The following is an 18,011-nucleotide window of genomic DNA, read 5'->3' as shown; positions in this document are numbered from 1 at the left end:
TCAGGGCAGCCGGCGGAAGGTCCAGACCGACGCCGGCGGCAGGTTCCGGGCGATCCAGGCATGGCGCCGCGGCTTCAGCCGCAGCCGCCGGATCAGTTCCGGATTGACCGGGGCGAAGGGACCATAGGTGAATTGCACAAAAACGCCGTCCTGCGCCAGCACGGAAAAGGCGCCGCGCACGATCCGGGCCTGGACCGACAGCGGCATGGCGATCAGCGGCAGGCCCGACACCACCGCGTCGCAAGATTCCCAGCCATGGGCCTGGACGATGCGGTGGACCCGCGTCGCGTCGCCGCGCACCACGGTGGCGTTGGGGTGCAGGATCGACAGATGGTCGGCGAAGGCGGGGTCGAGTTCCACCATCAGCAGATTGTCGGGAGTGACGCCATGGGCCAACAGCGCCGAAGTGACCGGACCGGTGCCCGGACCCAACTCCACCACCCGCTTTGTGGGGCTGCAACCGGCGGCCTTCGCCATGACCCGGCACAGTTCAGGACCGCTTGGCGTGACCGACGCGACCTTCAGGGGTGAGCGAATCCAGCGCTCGACAAAGAGCTTGCGTTCAGCAAGTGACATCGACCGACCTCCCAACAGACGCCGGATCAATTCCTCGGCTCTGCATCAACCCTTTCTACTGAGTTACGTTTCATTGCGCCAGCCGAATGGATTTTGAACGATCGTTTAACAAAACGATTAAAAGGATATGACGGATTCTGTTAATGGTTTGCGCATAGAATTGTACGTAGGCGGCGCAACGTCCAGCGGCTCGGTCGGATCGGAAATGTCCGGCGGGCAGGAGCGGCTGTTCGTCACGCCAGTCAAGCCGGGCCAACCGGCGCTTTGCATGGGAGGGGCACAACCTTGAGAAGATTGCTTCTGCGTCACAAGATCCCCGGTGCCGTGGTCGGATCGGCGGTGCTGACGGCACTGCTGCTTGGCAGCTTCGCCTACTCCGCGGCCACCGACAGGCTGCGCACGGCGGCACAGGACAAGTTGGTGGCGCTGGCGGACGCCCGCGCCGCCAGCGTCCAGTCCTATCTGGAGGGGTTGGAGGGCGACATCGTCCTTACGGCGAACACGCGCTCAATGCGCGATGCCGCGGTGGCGCTGGGCAACGGCTGGAGAGTCGAGGCCGATCGAGGCGACCCCGGCACTCTGCTGCGCAAGCGCTATGTCGATGACAATCCCAACCCGCCGGCCGAGCGCTACAAGCTCGAGAAGCCGGATATGAACACCATGTACGACATGGCGCATCTCCGGCTGCAGTCCTGGATGGCTGATCTGATGTTGCGCCGCGGGTTGGCCGACGTGCTGCTGCTGTCGCAGGACGGGGCTGTGCTCTATAGCGCCGCGAAAGGCGGCGATTTCGGCAAGCCGGCCGAAGGTCCGCTCGCCGCCCTGGCCGACTCGGTGAAGCGCGATCCCAAGCCGGATGAGGCCCGGATCGCCGATTTCAGCGCCTACGCGCCGGCCGATGGCGCAGCTTCGGCCTTCCTGGCCGCTCCGGTGGTGTTGAACCTGCCGAACGGGGGAGCCCAGCTCCTGGCCACCCTGGTTTTCCGCATCGAGCCGAACGGGCTGGATCGCATCATGCGCGCCACCGGCGGCATGGGGGACAGTGGCGATACGTTCCTGGTCGGGGAGGACGGCAAGCTGCGCAGCACGCCCCGCTTCGCCAAGGGAACGGCGGTGCTGACGCCCTATGAGGGCGGCGCCATGGGCACCATCAAAGGCGATTCCGACCACACCGGGGTGTTGGAGGCGACGAACTTCGCCGGCAGCGGTCCGGCACTGACCGCCTACCGGCCGATGACCCATAACGGCGTCCACTGGCTGGTGCTGGCGGAGGCGGCTGTGGACGAGATCCTGGCGCCTGTCCATTCGATGCGCGACCAGATGATCGGTGCCGGGGCCGCCCTGCTGCTGGTCATCTGCATCGGTGGCATCCTGTTCGCCCGCGGCATCACCCGTCCGCTGTCGGCGATGTGCGAGGCGATGCAGCGTCTGGCCCAGGGCGAACGCCGGCTCGACGTGCCGGCGCAGGAGCGCCACGACGAGATCGGACGGATGGCCGGCGCCATGCAGGTGTTCAAGGAGGCGTTGATCAAGGCCGACGACCTCCATATGGAGCAGGAGCGGATCCGCGCCCTGCGCGAGGAACGGACCCGCCAGTTGGAACAGGTGACCGACGGCTTCGATGCCCGCGTCGGCGGTATCGTCCGCGCGGTGGCCAGCGCCGCCGGCGGGCTGGAGACGACGGCCAGGTCGATGAGCGACGGCGCCGACCGGACGCTGCACGAGGCGACCAGCGTCGCCGCGGCGGCCGATCAGACGGCGAGCAACGTCGGAACGGTGGCGTCGGCCGCCAACCAGCTGCGCGCCTCCATCGGCGACATCGGTCGTCACATCGAGGAATCGGGCCGCATCACCCAGGCCGCCATCGGCGCCGCCGCGCAGGCGGGCGAAACCATGCGCGTGGTGGTGGAGACCGCCGGTCGAATCGGCACCGTGGTTCAACTGATCCACGACATCGCGGCGCAGACCAACCTTCTGGCACTGAACGCCACCATCGAAGCGGCGCGGGCCGGGGAAGCGGGCAAAGGCTTTGCCGTCGTCGCCAACGAGGTCAAGCATCTGGCTTCCCAGACCGCCAAGGCCACCGACGAGATCGGCAGCCAGATCGGCACGATGCAGTCGGTGACGGACGGAGCCGCCGCCTCCATCGGCGAGATCGCCCGTGTCATCGAGGATATGGGCCGCATCTCCGGCATCGTCGCCAACGCCATCGATGAGCAGGGCACCGCAACGATGGACATCGCCGCCAACGCCGAACAGGCCGCAAAGGCGACGCAATCGGTAACCGCGATCATCGATGGCGTGGCGCGGTCCGCCGATACGACCAAGACGGTCGCCGAAGAGGTGCTGACCTCGTCCCAGGATCTGACGCGGCAGGCCGGACATCTGCGGGCGGAGATCGAACGTTTCCTGGCCGACATCAAGGCGGCGTGATGGGATGACTTGGCCGGCGACGGCGAAGCCACAATTCCCTGTTCCCCTTTTCTTCTCACTGCGCCGTTGACAGCGCTGCAATGGACGGGGCACGGTTGCGAAGCCGGAAGGAATGGTGAACAGGGAATCTGGATACGACATGCCGACGCTCGCACCCGATCATTCGGATCTGTTCGACGATACGGGCAAGCCGCCCCGGCTGTTGGAACTCGACGTCGCACGGGTAATGCGCAATCCAAGCATGCCGCGCCGCCATTTCGACCCGCAGGAGATGCAGAGTCTGGCCGACTCGATTGCGCATTACGGGCTGAAGCAGCCGATCCTGGTGCAGGAGGTCGTGGGCGGCCATCGGCTGGTCGCCGGCGAACGGCGGCTGCGGGCGCATGAGATGCTGGGGCTGGCGACCATCTACGCGCTGGTCACCTCCGGCAATCCGGACGAACTGACGCTGGTGGAGAATGTGCAGCGCGTCGATCTGGACGCGCTGGAACTGGCGGAGGCGCTGTCCCGCCTGATCGACCGCTTCGGCTACACCCAGGAACAACTCGGCCGCATCATCGGCAAGAGCCAGAGCAACGTCAGCCACACCCTGCGGCTGAACAGCCTGCCGGAAACGATCAAGCAGGAATATGCCGCCGCCCATCACGACGTCTCGCGCTCCACCCTGATCGAGATCGCCTGGATCAAGGATCTGGACGAGCAGATGGCGCTGTGGGAGCAGGTGAAGGCCGGCGACGGCACCGTCCAGGCCGCCCGCAGCCGCAAGGACGCCGCCAAGGAACCGTCGCTGCGCACCATGTCGGCGGTCGGCCGCTTTCTCGACGCGCTGCGCCGCGCGACCGCCCGGCTGGGCGACCCGCGCGAGCACCGCGCCTATGTCGACGACATGCAGCGCCGCGAACTCATCAGCCTGCGTCGCCGCATCGACCTTCTGCTGGGTGACGAGCCGATGGTGGATTGAGAGCCGGCTGCGGCGTTTTGCCCCCTCCCTAACCCTCCCCCGCGTTCCGCGGGAGAGGGGACTGCCGCCGTCCCGACAATTAAGCCACGCTGATAAGCGTCCTACCCCCTCTCCCTCGAAGAGGGGGAGGGATGGGGAGGGGGCAACTCAGTTCAATCAGTCGTTCAAAAACGGATTGTACAGCCGCTCTTCGCCGAAATTCGACATCGGGCCGTGGCCGGGGATGAAGGCGAAGTCGTCGCCGTAGGGGAACAGCTTGTCGCGGATCGAGGCGATCAGGTCGCCGTAGTTGCCCTTGGGGAAGTCGGTGCGGCCGATCGAGCCCTGGAACAGCACGTCGCCGACGATGGCCAGCTTCGACGGCCGATGGACGAACACGACGTGGCCGGGGGTGTGGCCGGGGCAGTGGCGGACCTCCAGCGTCTGGTTGCCGACGGTCACCGTGTCGCCTTCCTCCAACCAGCGGTCGGGCGTGAAGGAGCGGACGGGCGGGAAGCCGAACATCTGGCTCTGCATCGGCATGCCGTCGATCCAGAACTGGTCGTCGCGGTGCGGCCCCTCGATCGGCAGCGACAGCTTGTCGGCCAGATCGGCGACGGCGCCGGCATGGTCGATGTGGCCATGGGTGACCAGGATCTTCTCCAGCGTCACGCCCTTCGCCGTCACCGCCGCCAGGATGCGGTCCAGGTCGCCGCCGGGATCGATGGCGGCGCCCTTCATCGTCTCGGGGCACCAGAGCACCGTGCAGTTCTGCTGGAACGGGGTGACCGGAACGATGGCGTACTGCATGTCCTGACCTTCGACTCTGCGGGAATATGGCTGAATGACCCCTTGGGCCGAGGGGACCTTAGCGCGCCCGCGCCGGATGCCGCAAACCATTCGCGCAAAGCCGGTCGCAATGGCCGGCGAAACTGGCTAAGGTCCGGGCGTCCGGCGGGAACACGCCTTTGGGTGGAATACCGGGCCGGTACGAAATGTTAACCACCGAAGCTTTAGATCGGGGGTGGACCAACCATCCGCCGCCGCAATAAACGGATTCCGCCGGAATGCTGTCGCAGAAAGCCAAATATGCGTTGCGTGCCCTCATCATGCTGGCGGAGAAGGACACCGGCGACCTGATCCTGATCGCCGACATCGCGGAGCGCGAGAACATCCCGCGCAAATTCCTGGAAGCGATTCTGGTCGAGCTGCGCAAGGAAGGCATCCTGTTCGCCAAGCGCGGCAAGAGCGGCGGCTATCGGCTGGCCCGCCCCGCCGCACAGATCACTTTCGGCGAGGTGATTCGCCTGATCGACGGCCATCTCGCCCCGCTCCCCTGCGCCAGCAAGGGATCCTTCAAGCCGTGCGAGGACTGCATCGATACGGAGACCTGCTCGGTCCGCTGGCTGATGCTGCAGGTCCGCGACGCCACCGCCTCCGTGCTGGACAACCGGACGCTGGCCGACGCCCTGCGCCACCGCCAGTCCACCGGCAGCATCGCCGCCAACTTCGACATCTGACCGTCCCGCCAGCCGCCCCGCTGAAATCGCATTTGAGGCGGCGGGCGGCCCTCCCGTATGGTTGGCCCAACCATTTGTCAGGGAGGGATAGGGATGTCAGAGGTGAAGGTGGCCGTCATCACGGCCGGGGGCAGCGGCATGGGGGCGGCATCGGCGCGCCGGCTGGCGGCCGACGGATTCAAGGTTGCGATCCTGTCCTCCTCCGGCAAGGGCGAGGCGCTGGCCGATGAGTTGGGCGGCATCGGGGTCACCGGGTCGAACCAGTCCAACGACGACCTGAAGCGGCTGGTCGATGCCGCCATGCAGCGCTGGGGCCGCATCGACGCGCTGGTCAACAGCGCCGGCCATGGGCCGCGTGGTCCCCTGCTGGAAATCAGCGACGAGGACTGGCACCGCGGGATCGAGGTCTATTTCCTCAACGTCGTGCGGGCGGTCCGGCTGGTGGCACCGATCATGGTGGCTCAGAAGGCGGGCTCCATCGTCAACATCTCCACCGCCTGGGCGTTCGAGCCGAGCGCCATGTTCCCGACCTCCGCCGTCGCGCGGGCGGGGCTGGCCGCCTACACCAAGATCTTCGCCGACCAGTATGCGGCGGAGAATGTGCGGATGAACAATGTCCTGCCGGGATGGATCGACAGCCTGCCTGGGACCGAGGAGCGGCGCCAGAGCGTGCCGATGCAGCGCTATGGCAGCAGCGACGAGATCGCGGCGACGGTGGCCTTCCTGGCCTCGCCGGGCGCCGGCTACATCACCGGCCAGAACATCCGGGTCGACGGCGGGCTGACGCGCTCGGTTTGATCCGGGCGCATAGGTTCGGAAACGAAAAAGGGCCGGCGAAATGCCGGCCCTTTTTGCTTGGGAACTCCCCGCCGTATCAGTCGGAGAAGGGGTCCGTCATCAGGATGGTGTCGTCGCGTTCCGGGCTGGTCGACAGCAGGGCGACCGGGGCCTGGATCAGCTCCTCGATGTGGCGGACATACTTGACGGCCTGGGCCGGCAGCTCCGCCCAGGAGCGGGCACCGCGGGTGGTGTCCTTCCAGCCTTCGAAGGTCTCGTAGATCGGCTCGACGCGGGCCTGGGAACCGGCGTTCGACGGGTAGTAGTCGATCTCCTTACCGTCCAGCTTGTAGCCGACGCAGACCTTGATCTCGTCGAAGCCGTCCAGCACGTCCAGCTTGGTCAGGGCGATGCCGTCGATGCCGCCGGTCTTGACCGCCTGACGGACCATGACGGCGTCGAACCAGCCGCAGCGGCGCTTGCGCCCGGTGACCACGCCGAACTCCTTGCCCTTCTGGCCGATGAGCTCGCCGATGTCGTCCAGCAGTTCGGTCGGGAAGGGGCCGGAGCCGACGCGGGTGGTGTAGGCCTTGCAGATGCCCAGCACATAGCCGACGGCGCGCGGACCCATGCCGCTGCCGGCGGCGGCGTTGCCGGCCACCGTGTTGGAGGAGGTGACGTACGGATAGGTGCCGTGGTCGATGTCGAGCATCGTGCCCTGGGCGCCTTCGAACAGGATGCGCTTGCCGGCGCGGCGCAGTTCGTCCAGCTGCTTCCAGACGACGGCGGCGTAGGGCAGGACCTGCGGGGCGATCTCGCGCAGCGGGTCGAGGATGTCGGCCGGGGTCATCTCCGGCGCACCCAGCGCGCGGAACAGCGCGTTGTGGTGGGCGAGCAGGGCGTCGACCTTCTCCACCAGCACGGCGTCGTCGGTCAGGTCGCACAGGCGGATGGCGCGGCGGGCGACCTTGTCCTCATAGGCCGGACCGATGCCGCGGCCGGTGGTGCCGATCTTGCCGGCGCCCTTGGCCTCTTCGCGCGCCTTGTCCAGGGCGCTGTGCACCGGCAGGATCAGCGGCACGTTCTCGGCGACGATCAGGTTTTCCGGCGTGACGGAGACGCCCTTTTCCTTGATCGCGTTGACTTCGCGGATGAAGGCCCACGGGTCGAAGACGACGCCGTTGCCGATGACCGACAGCTTGCTCTGGCGCACCACGCCGGACGGCAGCAGGCTCAGCTTGTATTCGACGCCGTTGATCACCAGCGTGTGGCCGGCGTTGTGACCGCCCTGGAAGCGCACCACCACATCGGCCCGGCTGGACAGCCAGTCGACGATCTTGCCCTTGCCCTCGTCGCCCCACTGGGCGCCGACCACCGCAACGTTGGCCATCTCTCGTCTCCGCAAAACTTCAAAAGGAACCGCTCAACCGCCCGATCCACCGCAGGGCACCATCCGCGCGGCGTGGGGGTCCGTTCACCCTGAACCCAACTCGCTTGAACCCAAGTCGTTTGAACCCAGGGTCATCCGACCGGCTTGACGTCCCCGCCGGCCAGCCAATGGCCGCACTGGAGCCGTTTGGCTTCCGCGACCGCATCGGCCACCGGGGCGAGCCCGGCGACCGTCACCCATCCGTCGGCCCGCAGCTTGCGCGCCGTCTCCCAACCGCTGCCATGCGGCAGATACACCCGGCCGGGGGCCTTGGCCGCCGGAACCGCGCGCAGAAGCGTGTCCATGTAGAGCGTGAAGCCGGTCGCCGGCTCCCCGCGACCATCTCCCTTGGCCTCGCCTTGAGCGCCGGCGCGGTAGCGTCCGCCCTGGCCCAGTTCCCCCGCCGCGCGGGAGAACAGGGTGAAGCTGAGGCCGGTCTGGTATTCGAAGCCGCGATGCTCCACCAGATCGATGGTCACCGTCAGGTCCGGCATCGCCGCGCGCAGCAGGGCCAGCGTGTCGGTCAGCCGGCGGCGGTCCTTCTCGGCGCCCTCCGGCAGCGGCAGGGCGGCCAGCGCCTGCATGGCGCGGTCGGCGGGACCGGAGGCGCTCATCAGCGTTTCGAGCAGCTTGGCCGCCGGGCCGCCGACGGCCGCCACGGCGGCGGAGTCCTTGCGGTCGAGCGCGGCGCGCAGCTCGCGGATTTCATCCTCGCCCAGCCCCAGCCCGGCGCAGATGCGCGAGACCATGGTCGGCACGCAGAGGTCGACCGACAGGTGCGGCACGCCAATGGCGGTCAGCGCCTGGACAGCCAGCAGAACCACCTCGGCGTCGGCCTCCGCCTCCAGCGCACCAATCAGCTCGACGCCGACCTGGGTGAACTGGCGTTCGGGGCGCAGCTGCGATCCCTTCACCCGCAGCACCTGCCCGGCGTAGCACAGGCGCAGCGGCCGGGCCTCGTTCTTCAGGCGGGTGGTGGCGATGCGGGCGATCTGCGGGGTGATGTCGGCGCGGACCGCCATCATGCGCTGCGAATGCGGGTCCATCAGTCGGAAGGTCTGCTTGGACATCGCCGCGCCGGGGCCGGAGAGCAGATTCTCTTCGAACTCGACCAGGGGCGGATCGACGCGGCGGTAACCCTGCGCGGCGAATTCCGCCAGCAGGCGTTCGACGGCGGCCGCCTCATGCGCCGCTTCGGACGGCAGCACGTCGTGCAGTCCGGCGGGAAGCAGGGCGGAGCTCAGTGCGTCGGCGGGCATGACCAGCGTGTCTCGTTGCAGGCAGGGACAGGGATGCCGCGGCGAATGTCGGGCACACGGGGCGGGCTAATACCCGACCCCCGCGCCGCATGCAAACGGAAAAGCCCCGCACGGTGGCGGTATCTCCCCTGCGCGGGCGGATCCGTCGCAGGGGACGGGCAAAGTGTCGCTGCCGAAGGGAGGGTCGGCAACTGCGCAGGCGGGCGGGGAGGGCGGGACTCAGCCGGCGTCGACCGGGCCGGCGTCCTCGTCGGGAGGGAGCGGCAGGTCGATGTCCGGAGCGGCCGGCGACACCACGGCGAAGCTGCTGCCGTCGTTCTTCGGGCGCAGCACGGTCAGCGGCGAGCCGACCACCAGGAAATGGATGATCTCGGCGATGTTGGTGGCGTGGTCGCCGATCCGCTCCAGGTTCTTCGCCATGAACAGCAGATGCGTGCAGGGCGTGATGTTGCGCGGATCCTCCATCATATAGGTCAGGACCTCGCGGAACAGGCTGGTGTAGAGGTCGTCCAGCTCCTCGTCGCGTTCCCAGGCGGCGATGGCCTTGTCGACGTCGCGCTCGATATAGGCGTCGAGCACCTCCTTCAGGATCGCCTCGACCAGCCGGCCCATGCGCGGGATGCCGGCCGCCGGCCGCACCACCGGCACCTGGGCCAGCGCCAGCGACCGCTTGGCGATGTTGGCGGCATAGTCGCCGATCCGCTCCAGGTCGGCGGAGACCTTCAGGGCGGAGACGATTTCGCGCAGGTCCTGCGCCATCGGCTGGCGCAGGGCCAGCAGCCGCACCGCCTCCGCGTCGATGTCGCGTTCATAGGCGTCGAGCCGGGCATCGGCCTGCATCACCTGCGAGGCGAGCCCGACGTCGCGGCGGGTCACCGCCTTCACCGCCGCTTCGACCTGCGCCTCGGCCACGCCGCCCATCTGGGTGATGAGGTTGGACAGGCGCTGCAATTCCTGCGCGAAGGAGCGGACGATGTGTTCGGTGCCCATGTTCGGTCGCGACGCTCCAATGATGTCCGGTCCGTCCGCCACAGCCCGCAGGGCCGCCACGCGCGGGACGTGTATATTAGCCTGTGGTCATGACGCCGGTGTGGCGGGTTTATTTCACTTCCTTGACAATCGTGTGTCGCCTGGACGGCCGGTCTTTACTGGCGCTATCGCTGTGACCCTGGCTGCCGGCGACGTATTGGATTTGAAGTAACTCGGTAACTTCGCTAAAGGGTACGGAGCCGTATTGAAACCGTCCGCATGGGGTACATCCCCCCTGCACTGACCGGGAGGCCGTTTTCCATGTCCGTCGCGTTCCTGATGCCTGTCCTTCGGATGCCCGGCCGCGCCATCGCCGCAGGGTCCCTGCTTCTGCTGGCTGCGTCGCCGCTGGCGCTCGCCGCCGATCCGGCGCCGGCCGCAGGCGCCCCCACCGCATTGGTTGAGGATGTGTCGGACGGCGTCGACGGCGTGCAGCCGATGGATTATCTGGCAACCGGCCGCACCGTGGCGCTGAAGGCCGGGCAGACGCTGACGCTGAGCTATCTGGAATCCTGCGTGAACGAGACGATCACCGGCGGATCGGTGACGGTCGGCGCCCGCGAGTCGGCGGTGGAGGGCGGCAGCATCGACCGCCACACGCTGCCCTGCGACGGCGGCAAGCTGCTGCTGGCCTCCAACGAGGCGGGCAAGGCGGGGGTGACCGTCTTCCGCAGCGCGCCCATCGCCCTGCCGGGCATGAAGGCGCCGCTGCCGAAGCCGGACCTGACCCTGTTCAAGACCCATCCGGTGCTGATCCTGTCGGCTCCCGGCCCCGTCACCATCGACCGGCTGGACGTGCAGGGCATCGCGCTGACCACGGTCAATGTGCCCGGCACCACGCTGGACACAGCGAAGAAGGGCAGCGGGCTGGAGGCGGGCGGCCTCTACAAGGTTTCCGCCGGGCAGAAGTCCTTCATCGTGAAGATCGACGAGAAGGCCGCGGCCGGCGGCGGTCCGGCGCTTGGCCGCCTGATCCGCTTCTGAGCGGCGGGCACGACCGTTGAAGAGGATGAGGCTGCCCCGGCGCGTCCGGCTGGTCCTGCTCGGCGCGGTGGCGCCGGTCGTAGCATCACTTCTGGTGCTGACGGCCTCATCCTCGTTGCAGGGGCCGTCGATCGACAGCCTCTATTGGCTGCGGGAGCGGCTGCATGGCCCCCGCCCGGCTCCCGACCCGTCGCCGGTGGTGGTGGTCGGCATCGATGAGGAGACCTACCGCCGCCCGCCCTTCGCCGGCACGCCGCAGGCGCTGTGGGGGCCGCGGCTGGGCACCGTGCTCGGCGCCATGCTGGACGGCGGGGCGGCGGCCATCGGCCTCGACCTCGTCCACCCGACCTCGGTCGAGACGCTGATCCCCGGATTCGAGCGCGATTACCTGCTGACCCTGCGCCGCGGCGGCAAGGAGGGGCGGCTGGTGCTGGCCAAGGTGCAGCATCAGAGCGATCCGCTGATGCCCTACCGCGGCTATATGATCGCCGCCGGGGTCAACAATGTCCGCTCGGTCAATCTGGTCGAGGATCCGGACGGCGTGCTGCGCCGCGTTCCGCTGACGCTGACCGTGGCCGGTCCCGACGGCAAGCCGAAGGCCGAGCCGGGCATGGCGGTGGAGGTGGCGTCGCGGGCGCTGAAGGCGCCGCTGGAGCGGGGGGCCGACGGCTCCGCCACCATGGCCGGCTACCGGATTCCGGGCGGGGAGGGCAACCGGCTGCTGGTCAACCATGCGACCGCGCCGGGCGCCATCCCGACCTATTCGCTGGCCGACCTGTACGCCTGCGCCGAGGCCGGCAAGACCGACTTCTTCGCCAGCCAGTTCAAGGGCAAGGCGGTGATGGTCGGCACCGTGCTGGACGTGGAGGACCGCAAGCTCTCCTCCAACCGCTGGGTCACGAAGCCGGAGGGGGTGAATCTTCCCGAACGCTGCGCCCTGCCGGTGATGAGCGAGCTGTATGTCGCCGGCCGTACCCGCGACAGCATCCCCGGCGTCTACATCCATGCCGCCGCCATCTCCAACCTGATGGCGCATGATGCGCTGGCGGAGGCCGGCCGGCCGGCCGGCGTGGCGCTGGTCCTGCTGCTGGCCGGTCTGGCCGCCCTGGTGACGCTGGCGACCCGGCCGCCGGTGGCGGCATTCGGCCTGCTCCTGCTGCTGGCGGGGTGGAGCGGCGTGGCGGTGGAGGCCTTCCAGGGCGGGCTGGTCCTGCCCTATCTGCAGGCGGCGCTGGCGGCGCTGCTGGTCTTCCCGCTGGCGCTGGGATTGCGCTTCGCCGTGCTGGACCGCGACCAGCGGCACATCCGCAACGCCTTCAAGCTCTATCTGCCGGGATCGCTGATCGACGACATGATCGCGTCGGGCCAGTCGCCCAGCCTGGGCGGTGAGGAGCGCGACCTGTCGATCCTGTTCTGCGACATCGCCGGCTTCACCAAGATGTCGGAGGGGATGGAGCCGGAAGCCCTGGTTGCCGTGCTGAACCGCTATTTCACGGTGATGACCGACATCATCGAGGCGCATGGCGGCTTCGTCGACAAATACATCGGCGACGCCGTGCTGGCGGTCTTCGGCGCCCCCTATGCCATCGACAACCATGCCCGCGCCGCGGTGGCGGCGGCTCTGGCGATGCGTCAAGCGATGGCGGACGATCCGACCCTGCTGGCGACGGCCAGCGGGCGCGGCTCCAACCGCATCGGCATCGCCACCGGCCCGGCGCTGATCGGCAACATCGGCTCGCCCCGCCGCTTCAACTACACGGTGATGGGCGACACGGTGAATCTGGCGTCCCGGCTGGAGGGCGCCAACAAATACTACAACACCGTCCTGATGGTCAGCGGCGAGACCATGCGCCATCACGGCGACCCGGAGGCCTTCCGCGCGCTCGACATCGTGCAGGTCGTCGGCCGCAGCGAACCGGTCGAGGTGTTCGAGCCGCTGTCCGACAGCCGCCGCGCCGATCCGGAAGACCGCGCCCAGCGCGCGGCCTACGCGGCCGCCCTCAACCACTGGCGCGCCGGCCGGTTCGAGGCCGCAGCCGCCGGCTTCCGCGCCCTGGTCGCTACCGACGGCGCCGCCCTGGCGATGCTGCACAAGGCGGAAAAGCGCGTCGGCCTGGCGCCCGAGCCGGACTGGGCCGGCGTCACCGCCCTCACCGACAAATAGCCGGACGACGACAAGCCGTGTCCCGAACCGCCATGCCCACTCCCGTGCCGCGACGCCTGCATCGGCTCGCCCGCCTGTCCGCCCTGCTGCTGGCCGGCGCCGCCTGTCCGTTGCCGGCGCTGGCCCAGGCGGTGTCGCCGGCTTTGCCACCGGTTTTGCCGCCCTCGCTCGATCCCAACCGGCTGGAGCAGCGCTTCGAACGGCCGGCAGTGCCGCAATCCAAGCCGGAGATCGAAATGCCGGCACCGGAGAGGGCGCCGCCGCCCCGCGATGCAGAGCGCATCACCCTGACGCTGAGCGAGGTCCGCATCGACGGCAACAGCGTCTATGACAGCGGCAGCCTGTCCGCCCTGTGGCGCGACAAGCTGGGCAAGCCGATCACCCTGGCCGACCTCTATGCCATCCGCGACGCTATCACCGCGCGCTACCGCAACGACGGCTATGTGCTGTCCCAGGCGGTGGTGCCGGCGCAGCGCATCCGCGACGGCGTCGTCCGCCTGCAGGTGGTGGAGGGCTATGTCGACGAGGTGGTCGTCCAGGGCGAGGCGACCGACCGGCTCGGCCTGCTGCGGCGGATGGGGGAGAAGATCAAGGCCTCCCGTCCGCTGCGCATGGCGGATATGGAGCGCTATGTCCTGCTGGCCGACGACCTGCCCGGCGTCGCGGTGAAGACGGTGCTGGAGGCGTCGCCGGACACCCCCGGCGCCTCGCGCCTGACGCTGGCGCTGGAGCGCACGCCCTTCAACGGCTTCCTGTCGCTCGACAACCGTGGCACCCGCTCCATCGGTCCGTTTCAGCTGACCGGTGTCGCCAGCGTCGAGGACCAGCTTGGCCTGTTCGAGCGCACCACCGCCCAGGGCATCGTCACCCCGCAGATCCGCGAACTGCGCTTCTTCGACGTTGGGCAACTGGTGCCGGTCGATGCCGAAGGCACGACGGTGGAGTATGGCGTCCGCCGCTCCTGGTCGCAGCCCGGCGACAGCGTGCGTCCGCTCGACCTCTACAGCCTGACCACCTCCGGCCGCGTGGCGGTGTCGCATCCCTTCATCCGCAGTCGTACGGAGACCTTGCGAGCGGGCCTTGGCTTCACCATCCGCGACAGCCGCACCGACGCGCTGGGCGACAAGCTGTCGCAGGACCGTCTGCGCATCGTCTCCGCCAACGTCTCCTATGATTTCGCCGACGGTTGGGGCGGGTCGAACCTGCTGACGGCGGAACTGTCCAAGGGCCTGGACATCCTGAACGCCACGGAATCCGGCAGCGCCAACCTGACCCGCAGCGGCGGGCGCAGCGATTTCCGCAAGCTGCTGGTCTCGGCCCAGCGCAACCAGCCGCTGACCGACACGCTGGTCCTCGCCCTGTCCGGCGAGGCGCAATACAGCCCTGACCAGCTTCTTTCGTCGGAGGAATATGGTCTCGGCGGCAAGCAGTATGGCCGTGCCTTCGACCCGTCGGAGATCACCGGCGACAGCGGCTTCGCCGGCCGGGCGGAACTGCAATACATCCTGCCGGTCCAGGAGGAGGGGCTGGATTACGCGGTCGCCTATGGCTTCGGCGATTATGGTGCGGTTTACAACTACGAGGGCGGCACGCGCCACGGTCGCCGGTCGCTCGCCTCGGCCGGCGTCGGCCTGCGGTTCGGCGTGTTCCGGCGCATCGACGCCAGCGTTGAGCTTGCCAAGCCCTTCATCACCACGCCGTTCAGCACGCAGGATCGCGCCCCGCGCGCCTTCTTCACACTCTCGACGCGGTTCTGAGTCTGCGCATTCCGAAAGCCGCGCGGCCGGCTTGAGAACGCCACCGCGCGGCTGCTTCCGGCAACGCCTTTATCAGATCAGCTCGACCCGCTGGGCGACCGGGGCGTCCTCCGACCCGACGGCCAGATAGCGGACGTCTTCGCCGTCGGCGACGATGTCCAGGCCCGACTGGCGCAGGGTCGCACGGTCGAAATAGACGGTCGCGCCATCTTCCCACGGCTCGATCAGACCGGACTGGCTGTCCAGATTGTACCAGCGCACCGTCCCGTAGGCCATCGTGGCCGGGCCGGCTGGCTCCGCCTGGCGTTCGCGACGTTCGCGCGGCGGCTTCGGCGGACGGGCGAAGCCCTCGCCATCGTCAGGCTGCGCTCCCATGCCGGGGGGCTGGCCCATCGGCTGTGCGGCCGAGGCGGTGGCGCGCGGCGGGCGCTGGTTGCGGGCACGCGGAGCCGGCGGCGTTTCCGGCGGCGTGGCGGAGTGAATGGCGACGACCTGGGGTCCCTTGGCGCCCTGGGCCAGATCGCAGACGACCGTCGTGCCCTCGACCGGGTTGGGCAGGGAGGCGGCGGCCAGGACCGAAGCGTGCAAGAAAGCCTCTCCGGAGCCATCGGCGAGGCGGACGAAACCAAAACCCTTTTCCGGCTTGAACCACTTTACCGTCGCGGTGACGTTCGTCGCGGTGACGTTCTTCAACTCTTCGCTCAAGACAGGTCCCTTTCACGTCCTGTAGCCGGGGAAGGGCGGCCCTGACGCTGAACTGGGCGCGGCACCGCTGTATGACCAAGAACAAGACCCCGGCGGTGGCAAGCTTATCATAAAATTCCAGAAAGTGGCCAGCGCGGCGATGGCCTGTAACTTTTCCGCAATTGCCGGAACCGTCCGGGCTTCCGCTCCTACCCGCATTGCGCGAGCGAAGCAGTGTGAATCCAAATCACCATCCATATTCCGGTTTCACAAACAAAATCGGTCAAGAACGTTACGAAATTCCGGTGCGGTATCAGGATACAAATTGCTGATCTTGCAGTCACAACCTGTCCATCGGAGGTACTTAAGCTGTAAATAAATTTTTAACTAAAAAATTCGACTCATGCCTTCATCAGAACGGAGGAATGACTTATGACGACCACCGACCAGACCGCTTTTTTCGTGTCCACCAAGGGCAATGACAGCTGGTCCGGGCGGCTCGCCGCTCCCAACGCCGCCGGCACCGACGGTCCCTTCGCCAGCCTCGAGAAGGCGCGGGACGCAATGCGGGCGAGCGACATCGACACCACCTATGTTCGTGGCGGCACCTATCGCCTGAACAAGACGCTGACTCTCGACTCCCACGACGACGGCCACAGCTTCCTCGCCTACAAGAGCGAGACGCCGGTCCTGAGCGGCGGGGAGCGGGTGACCGGCTTCACCTATGAGGGCAAGGGACTCTATTCCGCCAAGCTCTCCTCCGCCAATGGCCTGGACGTCAGCATCGGCGGCGTCCGCCAGCATGCGGCGCAGACCGGCGACTTCAACCCGGCCAATGCCGCGACCAGCGGCTGGCATGTGCTGAAGGCCAACGCCAGCGGCGCCAGCAAGACCAGCTTCAACTTCTCGAACGGCGACATTCCGTCGGGCCTGAAGCCCCATGCCGGGCTGGTCGTTCAGACCTTCGACACCGAACGGCTGAAGGACGACATCTCGCATGTGAAGGCGATCGACCAGTATCACCACACGGTGACGCTCGACGACGCCGCCTCCTATGGGCTGCGCACCGGCGGCACCTATCGGCTGATGAATGACGCTTCGCTGATCCGCGACCCCGGTGAATTCGGCTGGCGCGCCAGCGACGGCAAGCTGGTGGTCAAGCCGGAGCATGCCGGCAGCTTCCAGTCGGACGGCGTGGTCGTCGCCCGGCTCGGCACGCTGATCAAGACCAGCAACGCCAGCGACGTCAGCATCGAAGGGCTGACCTTCTCCGACACCCGCTATGACGGCTCGGCGCTGTCGATGCAGGGCGGGCACGGCAACTCGGTCGGAGGCAACCACTTCGTCAATGTCGGAACCGCGGTTTCGCTTGACGGCACCGACAACAGCCGCATCGCCGGCAACCATATGGAGCAGCTCGGAAACAACGGCGTTTCGATGATCCATGCCGCCAACGGCAACCGCATCTACGCCAACACCATCGAGCATATCGGCCAGATCACCAAGGGCGGGGCTGGCATCGGCGCGGTCGGCAGCAGCAACACGCTGGTCAGCCACAACGACATCACCGATGCCCCGCGGTACGGCGTGTCGTTCAAGGAATGGGACGACGGCCAGCTGAACCGCAAGAACATCGTGGAGTTCAACAAGATCCACCATGTCGGGCAGGAGACCGCTGACGGCGGCGGCATCGAGATGCTGGGCCGCTCCGCCCAGGACATGGGCTCCGTCATCCGTGGCAACGAGGTGATCGACACCGGCGGCCTCGCCACCGACGGCAAGGGCAACTGGCTGACCGATCACAAGGGCTGGGGCATCTCGCTCGACGACCTGACCAGTGGCGTCGTGGTGCGCGACAACTTCGTGAAGGGCTTCGCCTGGGCCGGAATCTATGTCCATGGCGGCGACGACAATCTGCTGGAAAACAACTTCGGCGTCGCCAGCCGTCCGGAAGATGCGTTCATCCGCCTGGAATGGGTGCCGAAGGCCGGTGCCGAGGCCCGTCCCCACGACAACATGGTGATCCATAACCTCGCGGCCGGCGACATGCCGATCAACCAGTATTGGAAGCTGCTCAGCCCCGGCAGGCTGACCATGGACGGCAACGTCGCTGCCAACGGCCGTGCTTATGGCCCGAATGACGCGGTCTTCAATCCCGGCTTCCGGGACAGCGCCCATGGTGACTACTCGCTGAAGGACCACGCCCCGGTTCTGTCCCATGGCATCCATGACCTCAGCTGGTCGTCGATGGGTACCGACGGCTACCATGCCGACAGCAGCATGGCTCAGTTCTGGGACCACGCCGCCTATTGACGGGGCAGGGGCGCCGACCGTTTCGGCGCCCCTCGCCGGCCTCCGTCAAAAAAACGACATGGGGATGAAAAAAGCTCTTGCGCGGTTCGGGAGGGCTCGCCTATAAAGCGCCTCCCGACGCGAACGACGCCGGCGCCGCCGAACCG

14 protein-coding genes are annotated in these 18,011 nt (G+C 67.6%); 8 read left to right on the top strand and 6 right to left on the bottom strand.

Translation table 11 applies throughout. The annotated features are described in order from the left end of the window. A complete protein-coding gene (locus TSO5_RS01935; RefSeq protein ID WP_247870540.1) occupies nucleotides 1-576 on the bottom strand; it encodes a ribose ABC transporter permease in 576 nt (191 codons plus the stop codon). Between the two features lie 285 nt (nucleotides 577-861). Between TSO5_RS01935 and TSO5_RS01930 the strand changes: the two genes are divergently transcribed. Both TSO5_RS01930 and TSO5_RS01925 read left to right on the top strand, forming a co-directional pair. Continuing rightward, on the top strand, nucleotides 862-3,009 hold the full coding sequence (locus TSO5_RS01930) for a methyl-accepting chemotaxis protein (RefSeq protein ID WP_146203656.1): 2,148 nt from the start codon (nucleotides 862-864) through the stop codon (nucleotides 3,007-3,009). A 139-nt stretch (nucleotides 3,010-3,148) separates the two neighbouring features. Continuing rightward, nucleotides 3,149-3,970 carry a ParB/RepB/Spo0J family partition protein gene (locus tag TSO5_RS01925; RefSeq protein ID WP_109074711.1) on the top strand — a complete coding sequence of 274 codons (822 nt, stop codon included), beginning with the start codon at nucleotides 3,149-3,151 and terminating at the stop codon, nucleotides 3,968-3,970. Nucleotides 3,971-4,126: 156 nt separating this feature from the next. Here the strand turns inward: TSO5_RS01925 and TSO5_RS01920 are convergent, their stop codons facing one another. After that, the gene (locus TSO5_RS01920; RefSeq protein ID WP_109150002.1) at nucleotides 4,127-4,759 is read right to left on the bottom strand and encodes an MBL fold metallo-hydrolase; all 633 of its coding nucleotides are present in this window, start codon (nucleotides 4,757-4,759) and stop codon (nucleotides 4,127-4,129) included. 257 nt (nucleotides 4,760-5,016) lie between these two features. On the opposite strand from TSO5_RS01920, the gene TSO5_RS01915 reads away from it, so the two are divergent. Next, nucleotides 5,017-5,469 (top strand): Rrf2 family transcriptional regulator, encoded by a 453-nt coding sequence (locus TSO5_RS01915; protein ID WP_085085625.1) that lies wholly within the window; start codon nucleotides 5,017-5,019, stop codon nucleotides 5,467-5,469. Nucleotides 5,470-5,562: 93 nt separating this feature from the next. Continuing rightward, the gene (locus TSO5_RS01910) at nucleotides 5,563-6,267 is read left to right on the top strand and encodes an SDR family oxidoreductase (protein WP_109150001.1); all 705 of its coding nucleotides are present in this window, start codon (nucleotides 5,563-5,565) and stop codon (nucleotides 6,265-6,267) included. Between the two features lie 76 nt (nucleotides 6,268-6,343). Here TSO5_RS01910 and TSO5_RS01905 read toward each other — a convergent pair whose 3' ends face one another. The 3 genes from TSO5_RS01905 to phoU all read right to left on the bottom strand — a co-directional run bounded on the left by TSO5_RS01905 (nucleotide 6,344) and on the right by phoU (nucleotide 9,924). Continuing rightward, the gene (locus TSO5_RS01905; protein WP_109150000.1) at nucleotides 6,344-7,636 is read right to left on the bottom strand and encodes an adenylosuccinate synthase; all 1,293 of its coding nucleotides are present in this window, start codon (nucleotides 7,634-7,636) and stop codon (nucleotides 6,344-6,346) included. A 131-nt stretch (nucleotides 7,637-7,767) separates the two neighbouring features. Beyond that, a complete protein-coding gene (locus tag TSO5_RS01900; protein ID WP_109149999.1) occupies nucleotides 7,768-8,934 on the bottom strand; it encodes an ATP phosphoribosyltransferase regulatory subunit in 1,167 nt (388 codons plus the stop codon). A 219-nt stretch (nucleotides 8,935-9,153) separates the two neighbouring features. After that, the gene (phoU, locus tag TSO5_RS01890) at nucleotides 9,154-9,924 is read right to left on the bottom strand and encodes a phosphate signaling complex protein PhoU (RefSeq protein WP_109149998.1); all 771 of its coding nucleotides are present in this window, start codon (nucleotides 9,922-9,924) and stop codon (nucleotides 9,154-9,156) included. A 300-nt stretch (nucleotides 9,925-10,224) separates the two neighbouring features. Here phoU and TSO5_RS01885 point away from each other — a divergent pair, with 300 nt between their 5' ends. Genes TSO5_RS01885 through TSO5_RS01875 form a run of 3 tightly spaced genes read left to right on the top strand, consistent with a single transcriptional unit; the run spans nucleotide 10,225 to nucleotide 14,868 of the window. Beyond that, nucleotides 10,225-10,947 (top strand): hypothetical protein, encoded by a 723-nt coding sequence (locus TSO5_RS01885; RefSeq protein WP_109149997.1) that lies wholly within the window; start codon nucleotides 10,225-10,227, stop codon nucleotides 10,945-10,947. 25 nt (nucleotides 10,948-10,972) lie between these two features. Beyond that, complete coding sequence (locus tag TSO5_RS01880; protein ID WP_109149996.1) at nucleotides 10,973-13,111, top strand: adenylate/guanylate cyclase domain-containing protein; 2,139 nt, start codon at nucleotides 10,973-10,975, stop codon at nucleotides 13,109-13,111. A 32-nt stretch (nucleotides 13,112-13,143) separates the two neighbouring features. Next, nucleotides 13,144-14,868, top strand: a complete 1,725-nt coding sequence (locus tag TSO5_RS01875; RefSeq protein WP_247870539.1) for a ShlB/FhaC/HecB family hemolysin secretion/activation protein — start codon at nucleotides 13,144-13,146, stop codon at nucleotides 14,866-14,868. Nucleotides 14,869-14,940: 72 nt separating this feature from the next. Here TSO5_RS01875 and TSO5_RS01870 read toward each other — a convergent pair whose 3' ends face one another. Further along, nucleotides 14,941-15,573 carry a cold shock domain-containing protein gene (locus TSO5_RS01870; protein WP_247870538.1) on the bottom strand — a complete coding sequence of 211 codons (633 nt, stop codon included), beginning with the start codon at nucleotides 15,571-15,573 and terminating at the stop codon, nucleotides 14,941-14,943. 411 nt (nucleotides 15,574-15,984) lie between these two features. Between TSO5_RS01870 and TSO5_RS01865 the strand changes: the two genes are divergently transcribed. Further along, nucleotides 15,985-17,865, top strand: a complete 1,881-nt coding sequence (locus tag TSO5_RS01865) for a right-handed parallel beta-helix repeat-containing protein (RefSeq protein WP_109149994.1) — start codon at nucleotides 15,985-15,987, stop codon at nucleotides 17,863-17,865. The last annotated feature ends 146 nt before the right edge of the window (nucleotides 17,866-18,011 follow it).

It is taken from the genome of Azospirillum sp. TSO5, assembly GCF_003116065.1.
GTDB lineage: Bacteria > Pseudomonadota > Alphaproteobacteria > Azospirillales > Azospirillaceae > Azospirillum.
The sequence above is the reverse complement of the archived record's forward strand: the minus strand, read 5'-3'. Positions and strand labels throughout refer to the sequence as shown.